Consider the following 17,125-nt stretch of genomic DNA (forward strand, 5'->3'; position numbering starts at 1 on the left):
GCCCTGCCGCCGGGAATCGGTCGCAGGGCACTACCACACGCCCACTACCCTGGAGTGGTGACTATTCGCCTGTACGACACCAGCGCCCGGCAGATCCGTGACTTCACCCCGCTCACACCGGGCTGCGTCTCGATCTACCTCTGTGGTGCCACCGTGCAGGCGGCCCCGCACATCGGCCACATCCGGTCGGGGCTGAACTTCGACATCATGCGCCGCTGGTTCGCCTACCGCGGCTACGACGTCACGTTCATCCGCAACGTCACCGACATCGACGACAAGATCATCAGGAAGGGCGCCGAGCAGGGCCGCCCCTGGTGGTCCATCGGCTACGAGAACGAGCGCGCGTTCAACGACGGCTACCAGGCCCTCGGTTGCCTCCCGCCGACCTACGAGCCCCGCGCCACCGGTCACGTCCCCGAGATGATCGAGATGATGCGGGGTCTGATCGAGCGTGGCCACGCCTACGAGGCGGACGGCAGCGTCTACTTCGACGTGCGCTCCTTCCCGGGGTACCTGGAGCTGTCCAACCAGGACATCGACGACCTCCGCCAGCCCTCCGAGGAAGGCATCACCGGCAAGCGCGACCCGCGCGACTTCGCCATGTGGAAGGCGACCAAGCCGGGCGAGCCCGACTGGGAGACCCCGTGGGGCCGCGGCCGTCCCGGCTGGCACCTGGAGTGCTCGGCCATGGCCCACAAGTACCTGGGCTCCGCCTTCGACATCCACGGCGGCGGCCTCGACCTGATCTTCCCGCACCACGAGAACGAGATCGCCCAGGCCAAGGCCTTCGGCGACGAGTTCGCCCGGTACTGGGTGCACAACGCCTGGGTCACCATGAGCGGCGAGAAGATGTCGAAGTCGCTCGGCAACAGCGTGCTCGTGTCCGAGATGGTGAAGAACTGGCGCCCCATCGTCCTGCGCTACTACCTGGGCACCCCGCACTACCGCTCGATGATCGAGTACAGCGAGGAGTCCCTGCGCGAGGCCGAGTCGGCCTTCGCCCGCATCGAGGGCTTCGTCCAGCGCGCCACCGAGAAGGCCGGGCGGACCGTCGCCCCCGCCGCCGAGGTGCCGCCGGCCTTCGCCGAGGCCATGGACGACGACCTGGGCGTGCCGCACGCGCTCGCGATCATCCACACCACCGTCCGCCAGGGCAACAGCGCCCTCGCCGCGGACGACAAGGACGAGGCCATCGCCCGCCTCGCCGAGGTCCGCGCCATGCTCGGCGTCCTCGGTCTGGACCCCCTCGACCCGCACTGGGCCGAGGAGACCGGTGGCGGCGAGGAGCTCCACGGCGTCGTCGACACCCTCGTACGCCTCGTGCTCCAGCAGCGCGAATCGGCGCGCGAGCGCAAGGACTGGGCGACCGCGGACGCGATCCGCGACCACCTGAACCAGTCCGGCCTCGCCATCGAGGACAGCCCCGACGGCCCCCGCTGGACGCTGGGCAACCGTTAGAAGACGTGCCGCTCGGGACACCGGGCGGCACACTTCAGTTACAGACTTCGTACGTCAGCAGAGGAAACAGGTAGCAGTCATGGCCGGGAACAGCCAGCGCAGGAACCGTCGCACGTCCAACAAGAAGGGCGCGACGGTCGGCAGCGGTGGCCAGCGGCGCAAGGGCCTCGAAGGCAAGGGCCCGACGCCCAGGGCCGAGGACCGCAAGGGTCACAAGGCGTACCGCGTCTCCAACGCGATGGCCCGGAACGCGGCCAAGCGCAAGCCCGTCGCCCGCCGCGGCGGCAAGGGTCTGTCCGAGATGGTCGTCGGCCGCAACCCGGTCTTCGAGGCCCTGCGCGACGGCGTGCCCGCCACGACCCTGTACGTGCAGCAGTTCATCGACAACGACGAGCGCGTGCGCGAGGCCCTGAACCTCGCCACCGGCCGCGGCAACATCAACATCATGGAGGCGCCGCGCCCCGAGCTCGACCGGATGACGAACGGCCTCAACCACCAGGGCCTCGTCCTCCAGGTTCCGCCGTACGAGTACGCGCACCCCGAGGACCTCGCCGCGGCCGCCTTCGACGACCACGAGGACCCGCTGATCGTCGCCCTCGACGGCGTCACCGACCCGCGCAACCTCGGCGCCGTCGTCCGCTCCGTCTCCGCCTTCGGCGGCCACGGCGTCGTCGTCCCCGAGCGGCGCGCCGCCGGCATGACCGCCGGCGCCTGGAAGACCTCGGCCGGCACCGCCGCCCGCACCCCGGTCGCCCGCGCCACCAACCTGACCCGCTGCCTGGAGCAGTACCAGAAGGCCGGCATCACGGTCGTCGGCCTCGCCGCCGACGGCGACCGCGAGGTCCACGAGCTGGAGGAGCTGGGCGGCCCGGTCGTCATCGTCGTCGGCTCCGAGGGCAAGGGCCTGTCCCGCCTCGTCGGCGAGACCTGCGACTTCCTCGTCCGCATCCCGATGCCGGGCGGCGCCGAGTCGCTCAACGCCGGTGTCGCCGCCGGTGTCGTGCTCTACGAGGCGGCCCGCCGCCGCATGGGCTGACCCGAACGAGGGACGCGCCCCGGCCGTGATCTTGACGGGCCTCGGACATTTGGCAACCGTCAAGGCAGTGTCCTAACCGCACATCACTCGGTTAGATGAGTGTGGACACCAGAACGCCCCGGCCGGGGTTCGACGATCAGCCCGCGCTGAGCATGGTCAAGGTGGATTCCGATCCCGCCCAGGTGATCGTGAACCACGCCAGCTTCCGTGTGCGGCTCGCGCCGGCCCCGCAGCCGAAGTTCGCGGCCCGTACCGCCGCCCTGTCCGGAGTGGGCGCGGGCGGCCCCCGCCGCCGCCCCGTCGTGTGGACCGGGAAGTCCGCGCCGGGCGCGACCGGCCTCCTCCAGGCCGTGCGCGAGTCCTCCGTCTCCACGCTCGAACCCGTCGGACACGGCGGGCACGGCGTCGGCGACACCCAGGCCATCCCGCGCATCGACACCACGATGCCCACCCCCGTGGTGCCCGCCGAGGCCGCGCCGCCGCTGCTGCCGCCGATGCGCCGCGCCGAGGGCGCCTACGACGAGCTGTACGACCTCCGGCCGGAGCCCACCGAGCCGTACGAGCACGAAGCGCCGAACGGCAGGACGGCACAGCGCCACGGACAGGACAACGTCCGGCACGCCTACTACCCCGGCCGCCGGATGAACCTCGGCGTCGTCCTCCTCCCGCTCCGCGTCTTCCTCGGCTTCATCTCCATCTACGCGGGCATGGGCAAGCTCTGCGACCCCGTCTACTTCGACGGCGGCGAGCGCGGCTCCATGGTGAAGTGGCTCAACTCCCTCCACCCCTGGGCCCTCGCCGAACCGCTGCGCGACTTCGCCCTCCAGCACCCCGTCGGCGCCGGACTCACCGTCGCCTTCCTCCAGGTCGTCGTCGGCGTCCTCACCGTCCTCGGACTCTGGCAGCGGGTCGCCGCCGTCGTCGGCGGACTGCTCTCCGCCGCGCTCCTGCTGACGGTCAGCTGGAAGACCGTCCCGGTCTACGACTCGGCCGACATCATCTACCTGGCCGCCTGGTCCCCGCTGATCATCGCCGGCGCCCCCGTCTACTCCCTCGACGGCCGCATCGCCGGCGAGGCCTGGCGCACCCTCGGCCCCCGCGCCGAACTCTGGGACCTGCGCCGCCGCGTCACCCGCCGCAGCACCCTCCTCGCCGCCGTCGTCGTCGGCCTCACCCTCCTCGTCGGCTCCGTCCTCGGCGGCGCCGTCCGCTCCACCGAGATGGTCACCGTCCCGGGCCCCAACGACGACCCGATCAACCACCTCCCCGGCCAGCCGCTGCCCCAGGAGCCGACCAGCAGCGCCCCGTCGAAGGCCGCCTCCACCGCGCCCGAGCCCGCCACCGCGACCAGCGAGGCGCCCGCGCGCAGCGAGAAGACCGAGGAGGCCACCCGGCCCACCGAGACGACCCGCGAGTCCACCCGGACGCAGGAGCAGCGTCCGACCGCGACCCAGGGCACGAGCACCGGCACCACCACCAGCCGTGCGCCCGCGCAGTCGAAGCCGGCGCCCCCGCCGTCCACCAGCGACAGCCCGAGCAGCACCGGCGGCGGTACGACGAGCGGCGGCTCGACCGGCTCCACCAGCACCCCGTCCGAGGGCGGCTCGACCGGCGGAGGGGCGCACAACCCGATCGGCGGCCTGCTGGGCTGACGTACGGGAACGAGAAGGCCGGCACCTCGGTGCCGGCCTTTCCCGTGCGCCCGTCCGTCAGGCCTTCTGGGCGGCGAGCTCCTTGGCCGCCTCCGTCAGGTCCTTGGCGGTGTCGATGGCCCGCCAGTAGGCGCCGTGGGGCAGCGGGAAGCCGGCCAGGCGGCGCTCGCGGGCGAGGCGCGGGAAGGTGGCCCGCTCGTGGTCGCCGACGTCGGGGAGGAGCTCCGTGAAGGCCGCGGCGAAGACGTACACGCCCGCGTTGATCAGGAACGGCGAGGGCGGCGCCTCGATGAAGTCGGTGATGTTCCCGAAGGTGTCGGTCTCGACGGCGCCCCACGGGATCCGGGGGCGGGCCAGGGCGAGCGTCGCGAGGGCGTCCCGCTCGGCGTGGAAGGCGGCCATCTCGCGCAGCGAGAAGCGGGTCCAGATGTCGCCGTTGGTGGCGTACCAGGGCTGGTCCGGGGCGGGCAGGTGCGCGGCGGCGTACTTGAGGCCGCCGCCACGGCCGAGGGGTTCGGTCTCGACGACCGTCGTCACCCTCAGAGGCAGGTTCGCGGAGGCCAGCCAGTCCTGGAGCACTTCGGCGAGGTGGCCGCAGGAGACGACGGCGTCCGTCACGCCCTCGGCGGCCAGCCAGGAAAGCTGATGGCCGATGATCGGGGTCCCGGTTCCCGGGATCTCGACCATCGGCTTGGGGCGGTCGTCGGTGTACGGGCGGAGCCGTGAGCCCTGGCCGCCCGCCAGGACCACGGCCTGCGTCGGAGTGGTGTGCATACGGGGAACGATAGGCGCCCGGTATGCGTCAGGCCGTTCAGCTCGCGGCCCTTCCCTCGTGAATCAGTCAGCTCGCGCGCATCACGCCGGTCGCGTACGAGGTGTCGCAGACCGGGCGGGAGAAGGACTGGGCGCGGGAGGGGCCGTAGTGCTCGACGGCGGCGCGGCCGAGGGCGCGGGCGATGGAGAAGCAGTGCTTGGCGAGGGAGGGCCGGTTCTCCACCTCGCGCTGGAGGTGGGTGAGGGCGACGCCGGGGTCCTTCTCCTGAAGCTCTGCGAGGAGCTGGTCGCGGAGAATATCCTGCGGAGCACGGGACTTGGCCCGGGTGGAGACGTCCGTGGAGGACGCCGTCAGCTGGGTGCCGGAGTCCTGGCCGGCCCACGGAACGGCGGACACCGCGAGCGTTCCCGAGAGCACCAGGACGACGGGCAGGACGAGGGCGAGAGAGCGGCCGATTCGGCGGGCAGTGTGCGTCACGCAGGCGAGCGTAGCGGCCGGTAGTGATATGGCGACATTTAGTCACTCTCGCGAGGGATGGTTCGAGGCGGCTTTTCGAATTGCGTGTTGACGCGGGGGCGCCGGCGGGGCCCCGAATGCCGGGGTTTTCAGGGGTAAGCCCGTTTAAACGAACGGCCCCGCATCTGCAGCAGATGCGGGGCCGTTCGGCGCTGCTTCAGGAGCGGTCCGTCGGACGCGGTCCTTCAGGCGCTGCCTCAGTCGCTGAGGCGGGCGCCCGTGGAGGTCGAGAAGACGTGCAGCTCGTCGGCGCGCGGGACGACGTGCAGCGTGGAACCCTTCGCGGGCACGTCGCGGCCGCCGACGCGGACCACGAGCTCCTTGTCCTCGCCGCCGACGCGGGTCGTGCCGTACACGAAGCCGTCCGAGCCGAGCTCCTCGACGACGTTGACCGTGACGGCCAGGCCGTCCTTGCTGGTGGCGCTCTGCACGTCGAAGTGCTCGGGGCGGACGCCGACCGTGACCGTGGTGTCGCCGTTGGCGGAGGCGGCGGCGATCGCGTCGCGGGTGACCGGGACGACGCTCGTGCCGAACTTCACGCCGCCGTCGACGATCGGGACCTCGACCAGGTTCATGGCCGGGGAGCCGATGAAGCCGGCGACGAAGAGGTTGGCGGGCTTGTCGTACATGTTGCGCGGGGTGTCGACCTGCTGGAGCAGACCGTCCTTGAGGACGGCGACGCGGTCGCCCATGGTGAGCGCCTCGGTCTGGTCGTGCGTGACGTACACGGTCGTGATGCCCAGGCGGCGCTGGAGACCGGCGATCTGCGTACGGGTGGAGACGCGGAGCTTGGCGTCGAGGTTCGACAGCGGCTCGTCCATGAGGAAGACCTGCGGCTCGCGGACGATGGCGCGACCCATCGCGACACGCTGGCGCTGACCGCCGGAGAGCGCCTTCGGCTTGCGGTCGAGGTACTCGGTGAGGTCGAGGATCTTCGCGGCCTCCTCGACCTTGGCGCGGATCTCCGACTTGTTGACACCGGCGATCTTGAGCGCGAAGCCCATGTTGTCGGCGACGGTCATGTGCGGGTACAGCGCGTAGTTCTGGAACACCATCGCGATGTCCCGGTCCTTCGGCGGCAGGTGCGTGACGTCGCGGTCACCGATGCGGATGGAGCCGGCGTTGACGTCCTCGAGACCCGCGAGCATGCGCAGGGAGGTCGACTTGCCGCAGCCGGAGGGGCCGACGAGGACGAGGAACTCGCCGTCCGCGATCTCGATGTCGAGCTGGTCGACGGAGGGCTTGGTGGCACCCGGGTAGATCCGGGTGGCCTTGTCGAACGTGACGGAAGCCATGGTGATGCGTCCCTTCACCGGCAGGAACGTGCCGGACGATCCGAGTAAAGGAAGGATTGAGGTCTAGTCCACCAGGGTGAACCGCAGGTGACGCTACCTGCCGGGGCCCGTTCTGTCAGCACTCACGGGCCCGTGAGATTTCCGACCGCCTCCGGGGCGGGGTTGGTTACACTTCACTCGCTGCCTCCTTAGCTCAGCTGGCCAGAGCACCGCTCTTGTAAAGCGGGGGTCGTCGGTTCGAACCCGACAGGGGGCTCCAGGCAGGACAAGGCGAAGGCCCCGGACCGTTCATGGTCCGGGGCCTTCGACATCCACAGCTGACATCAACGGCGACGACGGTCGGGCCGTTTCCGCGTGAGCAGCCGGTCCGTGTGACTGATCGCCTCCCGCTGTGTGTCCTGCACCACATGGGTGTAGACGTCCATCGTCAGGCTGATCTGACTGTGTCCGAGGATCTCCATCACGACACGGGGCGCGACTCCGGCGGCGGTGAGCAGCGCCGCGCAACCGTGCCGGGCGTCGTGGAGGCGGATGGGACGAAGGCCGCGTGCAGCGGGTCCTTCCGGGCGGCGGCGAGGAACACGAGCGGCGCGGTCCAGGCGCTGCCAGTAGCTAAGTGGCAGGTCGAGCTCTGCACCGTGATCCACCAGGCAGTCGAAGGCAAGCCCCAACTCGTTGTACTCCAGGAACTCCAGCGTTGCCGAGAGGTCGATGCCCGGCAGACCCGTGAGGAGTGCCCGGGCGGCGTCGAAGTGGCCACGGGTCTGGTTCCAGCTGGGCTCAAGAGCCACACGATCAACAGTCGTGGCGCCAGTGCCTCCGGTGCTGCCAGTGAGGTCACGCGACTTTTGTCGGCTGTCTGGTCAACCTTCCCGGCCGGAGCATTAGAAGGCACGGTCGAAGCAGCTGTTACAGATTTCTCTACCTCATCAAGGCACCCGCCGCGCACGGCGCGGCGCGCGCGGCCCGTCGCCCGGGCCTGCGCTCCTGTCTCCGCCCCGCTCCAGCCCGGCCGCCGTCCGCACGCCTGACAGCTCGGGTTGATGGGAGTTGGGGGTGAGTGGTGGGCTGGTGTCGGATGAGCCTCTGAGCCTAGGCGGGACATTCAGTGCCTTTCCCCGAACAACGGGCTAAGCCGTAGCCCGCGTGAGGGGCCACACGCGAGGATGCCGCCAGGGCCACTGACCAGAACCTTCTGCCTGCCGGGAATCGGATCGCCATCAACGGGGTTGGTGGCGGATGAGCCGTTATTGGAGGGTCATGCGAGCGATTCAGGTGTACGAAGTGGGCGGTCCCGAAGTGCTGCAGGAGGCCGAGGTGGACCAGCCGCGGCCGGGTCCGGGCGAGGCGATCGTGGAGGTCGCCGCATCCGGGGTCAACTTCCTCGACGTCTACCACCGCGAAGGCCGGTACAGCCTTCCGCTGCCCTTCACCCCGGGCGCTGAGGGCGCCGGCACGGTCGTCGAAGTCGGACCCGGCGTCGCTGACGTCGCGGTCGGGGACCGGGTCGGTTGGGTGGAGATTCCCGGCACGTATGCCGAGCGGGCCGTCGTGGACTCCTCCCGGCTGGTGCCGCTGCCCGACGATATCGGCTTCGAGACAGCCGCCGCCGTGCTCCTCCAAGGCATGACCGCGCACTATCTCGTCAAGGACGCCTACCCGGTTCAGGGGGGCGACACGGTGCTCGTGCATGCGGCTGCTGGTGGCATGGGGCTGCTTTTGACCCAGCTCATCACCCATCTCGGCGGCAGGGTGATCGGCACGACGTCGACCACGGCGAAGGCCGAGCTGGCGAAGCGTGCCGGGGCCGCTGAGGTGATCCTTTCCTCCGCAGTCGACGATCTCGCTGGCGAGGTGAGGCGGCTCAACGGCGGTCAGGGACTGCCGGTTGTCTTCGACGGCGTCGGCGCGCACACCTTCGATGCGAGCCTCGCCAGCCTGCGAACCCGCGGCCATCTCGTGCTCTTCGGCGCGGCAAGTGGTGCCGTGCCGCCGTTTGATCCGATTCGGCTCGCCCACGGCGGTTCGCTGACCCTGATCCGGCCCAGCCTCGGGGACTTCATCGCCGATCGGTCCGAACTGCTCCGACGGGCCGCCGATGTGTTCGAGTGGGTGCGCTCCAAGGCGCTTGAGGTCACCGTGACGGGCCGCTACGCATTGTCCGAGGCCGCCCGGGCCCACAGCGATCTGGAGGCTCGGCGTACCACCGGCAAGCTGCTCGTCGTACCCGATGCGGCCGCAATGGGACGCCGCGAGGAGACGCAGAGCTGATCGCGGGTGACGAGGTCGGGGATCTTGGAGACTGAGATGTCGAGGGCATGTCCGACCGTCATCGCCAAGATCCCCGACAGCGTCAGGCACTCAGCAGCCAAGATCAAGTTCTGGCGGGTTTCTGGCGTATCTGGGTCACACCCCTTCAAGATCCCTCAGCCGAGACCTGGCTCACCCGTCCACAACCTCCCGGACAGAACACCTAGGCAATGAGTGTCTAACTGCGTGACAACGCTGACGAACACCGGCGGACGAATGCGGACGCCTGCGGACTCGCAGCGCAGGTGAGAGGCCCAGCAGCCCAAGGGACCACCCCCACCCGAGTTGCTTCGGGACGAAGAGGTCGCGAGTCCGACGCTCTTACGGTCAGGCCAGCGCAGGCATGAAGCCGCCACGAGCGGTTCCCGAGGACAGCAGGGCAGACCAGTCGAGTGCCTCAGGCAGGCGGTCCAAGGACAGAACGACTGCTCCGCCGGCCTGCTCGGCATCCGCGCACCATTCGCCCATGCCGCTCGATGCCGTGCCCGCATCGGATCCGCCGACCACCGGCGCGGCGAGAGCAGGGACGACGAGCCCGTGGTCCCCAGGTCCGTCTACGACACACAGGGTGAGTCGGGGAACGATGTTCCAGCCCTCGCACAAGGGCACCGCTCCGTCCGGCGTGGTCAGGAGCGGCAGGGCATCATGGACAGGCGCGTCAGCCAGCAGGAGCACGGGCGTGGCACCACGGACGAACAGAGTGTTCTCAGGATTCAGCAGCACGGGACCACTCTCGCAGGGCAGGGCAGGGCAGGGCAGGGCAGGGCAGGGCATCCGGGCAGCAAGGGGATGCCGAGGCGGCCGACGAGCACGCGTCGGCCACGGTCTCGAACCCCTGCCTGACATCCATCGTTGACATCAACGACCTCAGACATCGGCGTACTTCTGGACAGCGGAACATACGGCGCGCGGCAGCAAGACGTAGGGCTCACAGAAGCTGGGGCGAACTTGTAAAGCGGGGGTCGTGGTTCGAACCCGACAGGGGGCTCCAGGCGAAGGGCCGGTGCAGGGGATGATCCCCGGTGCCGGCCCTTCGGCGTGCAGGGGAGTCCGTGCAGGTCGGGGGCGATCTTCGGTGCGGGGCGGGGGCAACCTTTCGGGTGGGGCGGGAGTCTTCGGGCTGAGTGTTTTCTGTCCTGCCCGAAGGGTCCCCGTGTCCTCGAAGAGCCTTGTCGCCGCCCTCGGCGGTGGCGTCATGTCCGCCGTCGTCCTCGGCGGTCTGGTGGTCGTCGCCCCGCAGGCGGCCGCCGCCGGTGTCACCTGCTCCACCAACGTCCCCATGCGGACGTTCTACAACAACACCTCGTTCTCCGGGACGCCCGTGAGGACCGACTGCGACGCCGCCGTCGCCGAGAGCTGGGCGGGCAGCCCGGCCGCCGGTGTGGCCGCGAACAACTTCGGGGTCCGCTGGTGGGTGTCCCGCGACTTCGGCTCCGGCGGCCCCTTCACGTTCGCGGTGTCCGCCACCGACGGAGCCCGCGTCTACCTGGACGGCGTCCGCAAGATCGACCTGTGGGCGAACACCGGGGACACCGCGCGCTCCCGGAGCGTCAACCTCACCGTGCCCTCCGGCCGGCACACCGTCCGCGTCGACTACGCGAACTGGAGCGGCGCCGCCAAGGTCGACTTCACCTACGCGCCCCGGACCGCGTCCGCGTACGACACGGTGAAGCCGCTCGCCCCCACCGGCGTGGCGACCGCGTACAACACCACCACCCGCCGTACGACCGTCTCCTGGGCGGGCAACAAGGAGATGGACCTCGCCGGATACTCCCTGCACCGGCGGGCCGTCGGCTCCGGCACCTGGACGACCGTCACCGCCTCCACCGCCGCGCGCAGCTTCACCGACCCCCTGGTGAACCCCGGCGACCGAACGCCCTACTACTACGAGGTCCGTGCCAGGGACAAGGCGGGCAACACCTCGGCCGGCAGCGCGGACGTCATCGTGCGGCCGCTGCCCGAAGTCACCTCCCTGACCGGCACGTTCGACAAGGCGACCCGCAAGGTCACCCTGAAGTGGCCCCTCAACACCGAGCCGCACTTCGACCACTACACGGTCCTGAGCAACGACATGGTCGAGGGCTACTACCGCTGGGTCCCCCTCGGCACCACCAAGGGCAGCACCTGGACCACCGCCCCCGTCGCCGCCGACGGCGAGACCCGTCACTACCGCGTCCTCGTCACCAACGACGGCGGCACCACCACGCCCAACCCGAGCACGCTCGACGCCGACGCGCCCAACGAGCTGTGGCTGGAGATCCCCGACGGCATCGCCCCCGCCAACGCCCCGGACCTGGCCCTGGGTTCCTGCACGGGCGGCGTGCAGGCCACCGCCACCGACTGGACCCCCGCCCCGATCCGCGACTTCTCCGGCTTCGAGATCACGCGCCGCGCGGCGGGGGCGGCCACCTGGACGGTCGTTTTGCACAAGACGTACGACCCGCGCCTCGACCCGGCCGAGGTCACCGTCTGCGCCCCGCAGGCCGCCGACGGCGTCGCCTACGAGTACCGGGCCCGCACGTACGACGACGCCGGGAACCACTCGCCGTACAGCGAGAGCCGGACGGTGACGCTGCCGCTCGGCTGACGTCCGGCCGGGCCGGGGCACTGCGCAGTTCTCGTGCCCCGGCCCGGTGCCTTCAGGGACACTTGTGCGACACGGGGGCGTGCAGATGTCGGGGTCTTGGGGAGGGGTGCGCGGATGAGTCGGCGTTCCGGTGGGCTGATCGGGGTGTGGGCCGAGCAGCAGCGGGTGGCGCAGCGGCAGCGGGAGGGGCAGCACCAGGCGGTGCTGCGGCAGCAGAGGGACGCCGAGCGGGCGCAGCGGGCGTACGAGCGGGACGTCGCGCGGATGCAGCGGGAGCAACGGGCGGCCTATCGGCAGCAGCGGGACGCCGACGCCCTGCGGCGGACCCAGGAGCTCGATCAGCGGGTCGCCGTCCTCGGGGGGCTGCTCGTGGCGGGGTGCCGGGCGCCCGCCTTCGGTGTGGAGTCGCTGCGGCGGGACGAGGCCGTCGAGCCGTTCGCCCCCGGGCCGCTCGGGGAGCCCGTCGCCATGCCCGAGCAGCGCTTCTACCAGCCGCAGGCGGCCTGGACGGCGTCCGGGCGTGCCCAGGCCGAGCGGGACGCGCGGGCCCGGTTCGAGCACGACTGGTACGCGGCGCAGGCGGCCGAGGCGCGGAGGGTCGAGCAACTCGCCGCGTACCGGCGGGAGTACGACGCCTGGGCGGCCGCCCGTACCGCCGAGATACGCGCCCACAACAGCGGGATCGACGGGACCGTCGCGGCCCTGCGGAACGGGGAGGCCGACACCGTCGTCGAGTACTTCTCCGCCGTGCTGTTCGCGTCGACCGCCTGGCCCGAGGGGTTCCCCCGTGAGGTGTCGGCCGCCTACGACCGGGCCGGACGCGGGCTCGTCCTCGACTGGGACCTGCCCGGGTACGAGGTGGTCCCGGAGGCCAAGGGCGTCAAGTACCTGCCGAGCACCGACCAGGAGAAGGAGGTCCCGCGGCCCGTCACGCAGCGGCGGGCGCTGTACCGGGACGTCCTCGCGCAGAGCGTGCTGCTCGCGGTGCGGGAGCTGTTCGCCGCGGATCGCTTCGGGGCGCTCGAAGCGGTGGCGCTGAACGGGTACGTCGGCGGGGTCGATCCCGCCACCGGGCTCGCCGGGCGGGTGTGCGTGGCCTCGGTCGTGGTGGAGCGGCCGGCGTTCGACCGGCTGAACCTGGAGCTCGTCGGCGCCGTGGAGTGCCTGACCGGGGCCCTCGGCGGGCGGCTCTCCGCCAAGCCCGACGAGCGGGTGGCGGTCGTGCCGCTGCGGGAGCCCGACCAGGTGGGCTCGGACGTGGTGGTGCAGGGGGACGGCGAGGAGCCCGACCTGCTGACCATGGACCCGATCGCCTTCGAGGGGCTCGTCGCCGAGCTGTTCCGGGCGCGGGGGCTCCAGGCCGTCACGACGCAGCGGTCGGGCGACGGCGGGGTCGACGTCAAGGCGCTCGATCCCGATCCGATCAGCGGCGGGTCGATCGCGGTGCAGGTGAAGCGGTACCGGAACACGGTGCCGCCGAGTGCGGTACGGGATCTGTACGGGACCGTGCAGGACGTCGGGGCCAACAAGGGGGTCCTGGTGACCACTTCGAAGTTCGGCCCCGGTTCGTACACCTTCGCCAACGGCAAGCCGCTGACCCTGATCTCGGGGACCGAGCTGGTGGATCTGCTGCACCAGCACGGTCTGCGGGGCCGGCTGGGCGGGCCCGCGACCGCTCCGGCCGCCGCGCCCGCTCCCGTCCCCGCCTCCGCTCCCGCCGAGGACTTCAACCTGCTCGGCATGGTGTGGTCGGGGTCCGCCGCGCTCGACGTGTGCGCGCTGGTCTGCGCGGGGAACCGGGTCCTCGGCGACGAGTGGTTCGTCTTCTTCAACAACCCCGCGACGCCCGACGGTTCGGTCGCGATGGTGGCGGCCGCGCCCGGTGACCGCGCGGCCGTGAGGGTCGGCTTCGACGCGCTGCCCGCGCGGGCGGACCGGCTGGTCCTGGTGGCGGCCGTGGACCCGGAGGTGAACCCCGACGCGGACCTCGGCGGGTTCACGGACGCCGGGATCCGGCTGCGGGACGACGCGGGTGCCGAGCTCGACCGGCTCGAGGTGTCGGACGGGCGGCCGGGGGAGACGGCGCTCGTCCTCGGCTCGTTCCGGCGGCGGGCCGGCGGGGACTGGGACTTCGTCCTCGGCGGGAAGGGGTACCGGGGCGGGCTCGAGGAGCTCGTGGGGGACTTCGGGATCGAGGTGGAGTAGTCGCGTCCGCCGGGTGGGGCACCCCACCCGGCGGACGGGTCCCTCAGCGGCCGCTCAGGCGGTTCGCCAGGATCGCCACGCGGTCCGTCTCCGCCGTGTGGGCCGTGGCCTCGCGGCGGTCGGCGCCGCGGAAGGCGGCGTACATGGTCTGGACGCCGAGCCAGCGCAGGGGCTCCGGTTCCCACTTGCGGACCTTGTGGTTCACCCAGGGGAGGGCCGTGAGGTCGGTGGGCCCCGACTGGCCCGAGTCCTCCTTGATCAGATCGCGGAGGGTGCGGGCCGCGAGGTTGGCCGTGGCGACGCCCGAGCCGACGTAGCCGCCGGCCCAGCCGAGGCCGGTGGAGCGGTCGAGGGTGACTGTGGCGCACCAGTCGCGGGGGACGCCGAGGACACCGGACCAGGCGTGGTCGATCCGTACGCCCGCGAGCTGGGGGAAGAAGCGGACCAGGATCTCCCGCAGGGCCTCGACGGTCTGCGGCTGGGTGCGGCCGTCGTTGTCGGTCTTCGAGCCGAAGCGGTACGGGACGCCCCGGCCGCCGAGCGCGATGCGGCCGTCGGCGGTGCGCTGCGCGTACATGTAGGCGTGCGCCATGTCGCCGAGGGTCTCGCGGCCGTCCCAGCCGATGGACTCCCACTGGGCGTCGGTGAGCGGCTCGGTGGCGATCATCGAGGAGTTCATGGGGAGCCAGGTGCGGCGCTGGCCTGCGAGGGAGGCGGTGAAGCCCTCGGTGCAGCGCAGGACGTACGGGGCGCGGACGGTGCCGTACGGGGTGATCGCGTGCTTCGGCTTGATCTCGGTGACGGGCGTCGACTCGTGGATCGTGACGCCGAGGGCCTCGACGGCGGCCGCGAGGCCCTGGACGAGCTTGACCGGGTGGAGGCGGGCGCCGTGCGGGGTCCAGGAGGAGCCGACGGCTCCGGCGACGCGGATGCGTTCGGCGGTCTCGCGGGCGCCGTACAGCTCGCGGTCGGTCTCGCCGAAGGCGAGCTCGGCGGCGTGGAAGGCCTTGAGGCGGGCGAGCTGGGCGGGCGAGAGGGCCACCTCCAGGACGCCGCCGCGGTGCTGGTCGGCGTCGATCTTCTCGGTCTCGCAGACGTCGAGGACCTCGGCGACGGTGCCGTTCATCGCCTGCTGGAGGCGGACGGCGGCCTCCTGTCCGTGCAGCTTGGCGTACCGGTCGCGGCCGGCGATGCCGTTGTACAGCCAGCCGCCGTTGCGCCCGGAGGCGCCGTAGCCGCAGAACTTGGCCTCGAGGACGGTGATGTTGAGGAAGGGGACGGCCTTCTTGAGGTAGTAGGCGGTCCAGAGTCCCGTGTAGCCGCCGCCGACGATGCAGACGTCGGCGGTCGTGTCGCCGGGGAGCGGTTCGCGGGGCGCGGGGGCGCCCTCCTGCGCGTACCAGAACGATATGCCGCCGTTGACGGTGCCGTTGACCGTGCTCATCTCTATCCCTCTTCCGGGTGCGTGGCCGGAGGTTACCGTTCCTGAAGACTGAGCGGGAGTGAGTCCTGTCGCCAGAACCCCTGCTCAGCCGAACACCCCGAACGGTTTTGGGCGTTCTGGTCCACCGCGTTCCGTCCGCGTCCGGCGCCGGCGGATCGTGTCCGTGGCCCGGGTACGCGGGGGCGGTCTCCCTCACGTCCTCGGGTGCCGGGTCGGGCCTGGGCGGTCCGATGCCCTTGCGCATCACTCTGGTGCGCAGGGGGCGGTGTCGTCCGTCGCCTGATCCGGTGTCCGAGGGAGCGCCTGCCGATGGCCACCGCAGCGGCGGCGTGTCGGCTGGTCTTGCGTTTCTTGCTGGTCAGTGGCTTTGCCAGTGTTCGGCTCCCCACATCGAGGTGTAGGCGGGGTCCACGGCGATGACGCCGATACCGGCCTCGGCGCACATGCTCAGCAGGCCTGCACGCCGGTGGCCCGCGTCCAGCAGCCGCTTCGCCTTGGACCGGTCACCGCTCATGCCGGACGCAATCTCTGACTCCACACGGACGACACGGTGACCGGCCTTCGCCGCCCACTCTGACAACCGGGCGACCTGGCGTTCCAGATCATTTTTCTGATCTGGGGAGGAGACACGGGCATACAGCCCCAGACCACCGACGGCCTCTGGTGCGGCATTCACCTCCACGTTCACCAGGATCGTGCGCGGCCCGACCCGCTGCGCCGGTACCGGCAACGTCCCCTCACGGAACCAGCGATACGCAGTCTGCGGATGCACACCCTGCGCCTTCGCCCACTCCTTGAGGTTCATGCACACGACCGTGACAACACGCACCAAAGCGCACTATCACTCACAGGAGTGAGCCGAAAGAGCAACAGCTCCCTACTCCTGGCCAGGGGTCTGTGGATACGGGGGAGACCCGGAGGCGCGGGGCGGGAGCTGGTCACTACGCTCGCCGCGTGATTCACGTACCGGAGGAACTGGCGGCGTCGCAGGCGAAGTTCAACGGCGAGGCGGGGCGGGCGTTCGTGGCCGCGCTGCCGGGGCGGGCGGAGGAGTTCCTCGGCCGGTGGGGGCTGCGGGTCACGGGGCCGTCGATGCACGGGGTGGCCTCGCTGGTGCTGCCGGTGGAGCGGGACGGTGTGCCGGCCGCCCTCAAGATGCAGCTCCTCGACGAGGAGTCGGAGGGGGAACCGCTCGCCCTGCGGGTGTGGGACGGCGCGGGGGCGGTACGGCTCCTCGACCACGACGCGGCGACGGGGACGATGCTCCTGGAGCGCCTCGACGAGGCGCGACCGCTGTCCGCGGTCGAGGACACCCGTGAGGCGCTGGAGATCGTCGCGGACCTGCTCGCCCGGCTCGTCGCCGTCCCCGCGCCCGCGGGGCTGCGGACGCTCGGGGACATCGCCTCCGTGATGCTCACCGGAGTCCCGGAGGCCGCGGCGCGGCTCGGCGCCGACGACGCGGCCGTCCTGCGGGACTGCGCCGCGGCCGTACGGGAGGTGGCGGGCGAGCCCGGGGACCGGCTGCTCCACTGGGACCTGCACTTCGGGAACGTCCTGGCGGCCGAGCGGGAGCCCTGGCTGGCCATCGACCCGAAGCCGCTGGCCGGGGATCCGGGCTTCGAGCTGCTTCCGGCGCTGATGGACCGCTTCGATCCCGACGGGTTCCTGTGGGGGTTCGACCTGCTCGCCGAGGTCGTCGGGGACCGAAGGCGGGCCACCGCGTGGACGTTGGGGCGGGTGCTTCAGAACGGGCTCTGGGACGTCGAGGACGGTGAGCCGGCCCTCGACGCCGGGCAGGTGGCCGTCGCGCGGATCCTGCTGGCCAGGAGGGCCTGATCCGGGGCAGG

General features: G+C 71.2%; 12 protein-coding genes, 1 tRNA gene and 4 pseudogenes. 8 read left to right on the forward strand and 9 right to left on the reverse strand.

Going from position 1 to position 17,125, the window contains the following annotated elements:
* Positions 1 to 57: 57 nt before the first annotated feature.
* The 3 genes from cysS (at position 58) to ACFYX3_RS36405 (ending at position 4,146) form a co-directional block, all read left to right on the forward strand.
* The gene (gene cysS / locus ACFYX3_RS36395; protein WP_382661884.1) at positions 58 to 1,458 is read left to right on the forward strand and encodes a cysteine--tRNA ligase; all 1,401 of its coding nucleotides are present in this window, start codon (positions 58 to 60) and stop codon (positions 1,456 to 1,458) included.
* A 79-nt stretch (positions 1,459 to 1,537) separates the two neighbouring features.
* Positions 1,538 to 2,494, forward strand: a complete 957-nt coding sequence (gene rlmB, locus ACFYX3_RS36400; protein WP_389023170.1) for a 23S rRNA (guanosine(2251)-2'-O)-methyltransferase RlmB — start codon at positions 1,538 to 1,540, stop codon at positions 2,492 to 2,494.
* Positions 2,495 to 2,589: 95 nt separating this feature from the next.
* Complete coding sequence (locus tag ACFYX3_RS36405; RefSeq protein WP_389023173.1) at positions 2,590 to 4,146, forward strand: DoxX family membrane protein; 1,557 nt, start codon at positions 2,590 to 2,592, stop codon at positions 4,144 to 4,146.
* 57 nt (positions 4,147 to 4,203) lie between these two features.
* Here ACFYX3_RS36405 and ACFYX3_RS36410 read toward each other — a convergent pair whose 3' ends face one another.
* The 3 genes from ACFYX3_RS36410 to ACFYX3_RS36420 form a co-directional block, all read right to left on the reverse strand.
* A complete protein-coding gene (locus ACFYX3_RS36410) occupies positions 4,204 to 4,920 on the reverse strand; it encodes an NDP-sugar synthase (protein WP_376590075.1) in 717 nt (238 codons plus the stop codon).
* Between the two features lie 67 nt (positions 4,921 to 4,987).
* A complete protein-coding gene (locus ACFYX3_RS36415) occupies positions 4,988 to 5,398 on the reverse strand; it encodes a hypothetical protein (protein WP_116159708.1) in 411 nt (136 codons plus the stop codon).
* Between the two features lie 236 nt (positions 5,399 to 5,634).
* Complete coding sequence (locus ACFYX3_RS36420; protein WP_382661888.1) at positions 5,635 to 6,732, reverse strand: ABC transporter ATP-binding protein; 1,098 nt, start codon at positions 6,730 to 6,732, stop codon at positions 5,635 to 5,637.
* 182 nt (positions 6,733 to 6,914) lie between these two features.
* Here ACFYX3_RS36420 and ACFYX3_RS36425 point away from each other — a divergent pair.
* Positions 6,915 to 6,991, forward strand: a tRNA-Thr gene (locus tag ACFYX3_RS36425).
* Positions 6,992 to 7,055: 64 nt separating this feature from the next.
* Here the strand turns inward: ACFYX3_RS36425 and ACFYX3_RS36430 are convergent.
* Both ACFYX3_RS36430 and ACFYX3_RS36435 read right to left on the reverse strand, forming a co-directional pair.
* Positions 7,056 to 7,277, reverse strand: a pseudogene (locus ACFYX3_RS36430) (tyrosine-type recombinase/integrase); the annotation flags it as partial.
* 48 nt (positions 7,278 to 7,325) lie between these two features.
* Positions 7,326 to 7,523, reverse strand: a pseudogene (locus ACFYX3_RS36435) (MafI family immunity protein); the annotation flags it as partial.
* A 469-nt stretch (positions 7,524 to 7,992) separates the two neighbouring features.
* Here ACFYX3_RS36435 and ACFYX3_RS36440 point away from each other — a divergent pair.
* Complete coding sequence (locus tag ACFYX3_RS36440; RefSeq protein WP_389023179.1) at positions 7,993 to 9,003, forward strand: quinone oxidoreductase family protein; 1,011 nt, start codon at positions 7,993 to 7,995, stop codon at positions 9,001 to 9,003.
* Between the two features lie 366 nt (positions 9,004 to 9,369).
* Here the strand turns inward: ACFYX3_RS36440 and ACFYX3_RS36445 are convergent, their stop codons facing one another.
* Entirely contained in the window at positions 9,370 to 9,765 is a 396-nt protein-coding gene (locus tag ACFYX3_RS36445) for a hypothetical protein (protein ID WP_389023182.1), read from the reverse strand.
* Positions 9,766 to 10,195: 430 nt separating this feature from the next.
* Here ACFYX3_RS36445 and ACFYX3_RS36450 point away from each other — a divergent pair, with 430 nt between their 5' ends.
* Together ACFYX3_RS36450 and ACFYX3_RS36455 are read left to right on the forward strand one after the other, a co-directional pair.
* Positions 10,196 to 11,629, forward strand: a complete 1,434-nt coding sequence (locus ACFYX3_RS36450) for a PA14 domain-containing protein (RefSeq protein ID WP_389023185.1) — start codon at positions 10,196 to 10,198, stop codon at positions 11,627 to 11,629.
* 114 nt (positions 11,630 to 11,743) lie between these two features.
* Positions 11,744 to 13,834, forward strand: a complete 2,091-nt coding sequence (locus tag ACFYX3_RS36455; protein ID WP_389023188.1) for a restriction endonuclease — start codon at positions 11,744 to 11,746, stop codon at positions 13,832 to 13,834.
* A gap of 43 nt (positions 13,835 to 13,877) precedes the next feature.
* Here ACFYX3_RS36455 and ACFYX3_RS36460 read toward each other — a convergent pair whose 3' ends face one another.
* The 3 genes and pseudogenes from ACFYX3_RS36460 to ACFYX3_RS36470 form a co-directional block, all read right to left on the reverse strand.
* Positions 13,878 to 15,278, reverse strand: a complete 1,401-nt coding sequence (locus ACFYX3_RS36460; RefSeq protein WP_389023191.1) for an NAD(P)/FAD-dependent oxidoreductase — start codon at positions 15,276 to 15,278, stop codon at positions 13,878 to 13,880.
* Between the two features lie 32 nt (positions 15,279 to 15,310).
* Positions 15,311 to 15,741 (reverse strand): annotated as a pseudogene (locus ACFYX3_RS36465) (IS200/IS605 family accessory protein TnpB-related protein); the annotation flags it as partial.
* Between the two features lie 57 nt (positions 15,742 to 15,798).
* Positions 15,799 to 16,083 (reverse strand): annotated as a pseudogene (locus ACFYX3_RS36470) (recombinase family protein); the annotation flags it as partial.
* Between the two features lie 149 nt (positions 16,084 to 16,232).
* Between ACFYX3_RS36470 and ACFYX3_RS36475 the strand changes: the two are divergent.
* Positions 16,233 to 17,114, forward strand: coding sequence for an aminoglycoside phosphotransferase family protein (locus tag ACFYX3_RS36475; RefSeq protein WP_389023194.1), 882 nt, complete (start codon positions 16,233 to 16,235; stop codon positions 17,112 to 17,114).
* Positions 17,115 to 17,125 lie beyond the last annotated feature (11 nt).

The organism is Streptomyces sp. NPDC002463 (assembly GCF_042889835.1).
Classification (GTDB): domain Bacteria; phylum Actinomycetota; class Actinomycetes; order Streptomycetales; family Streptomycetaceae; genus Streptomyces; species Streptomyces nymphaeiformis.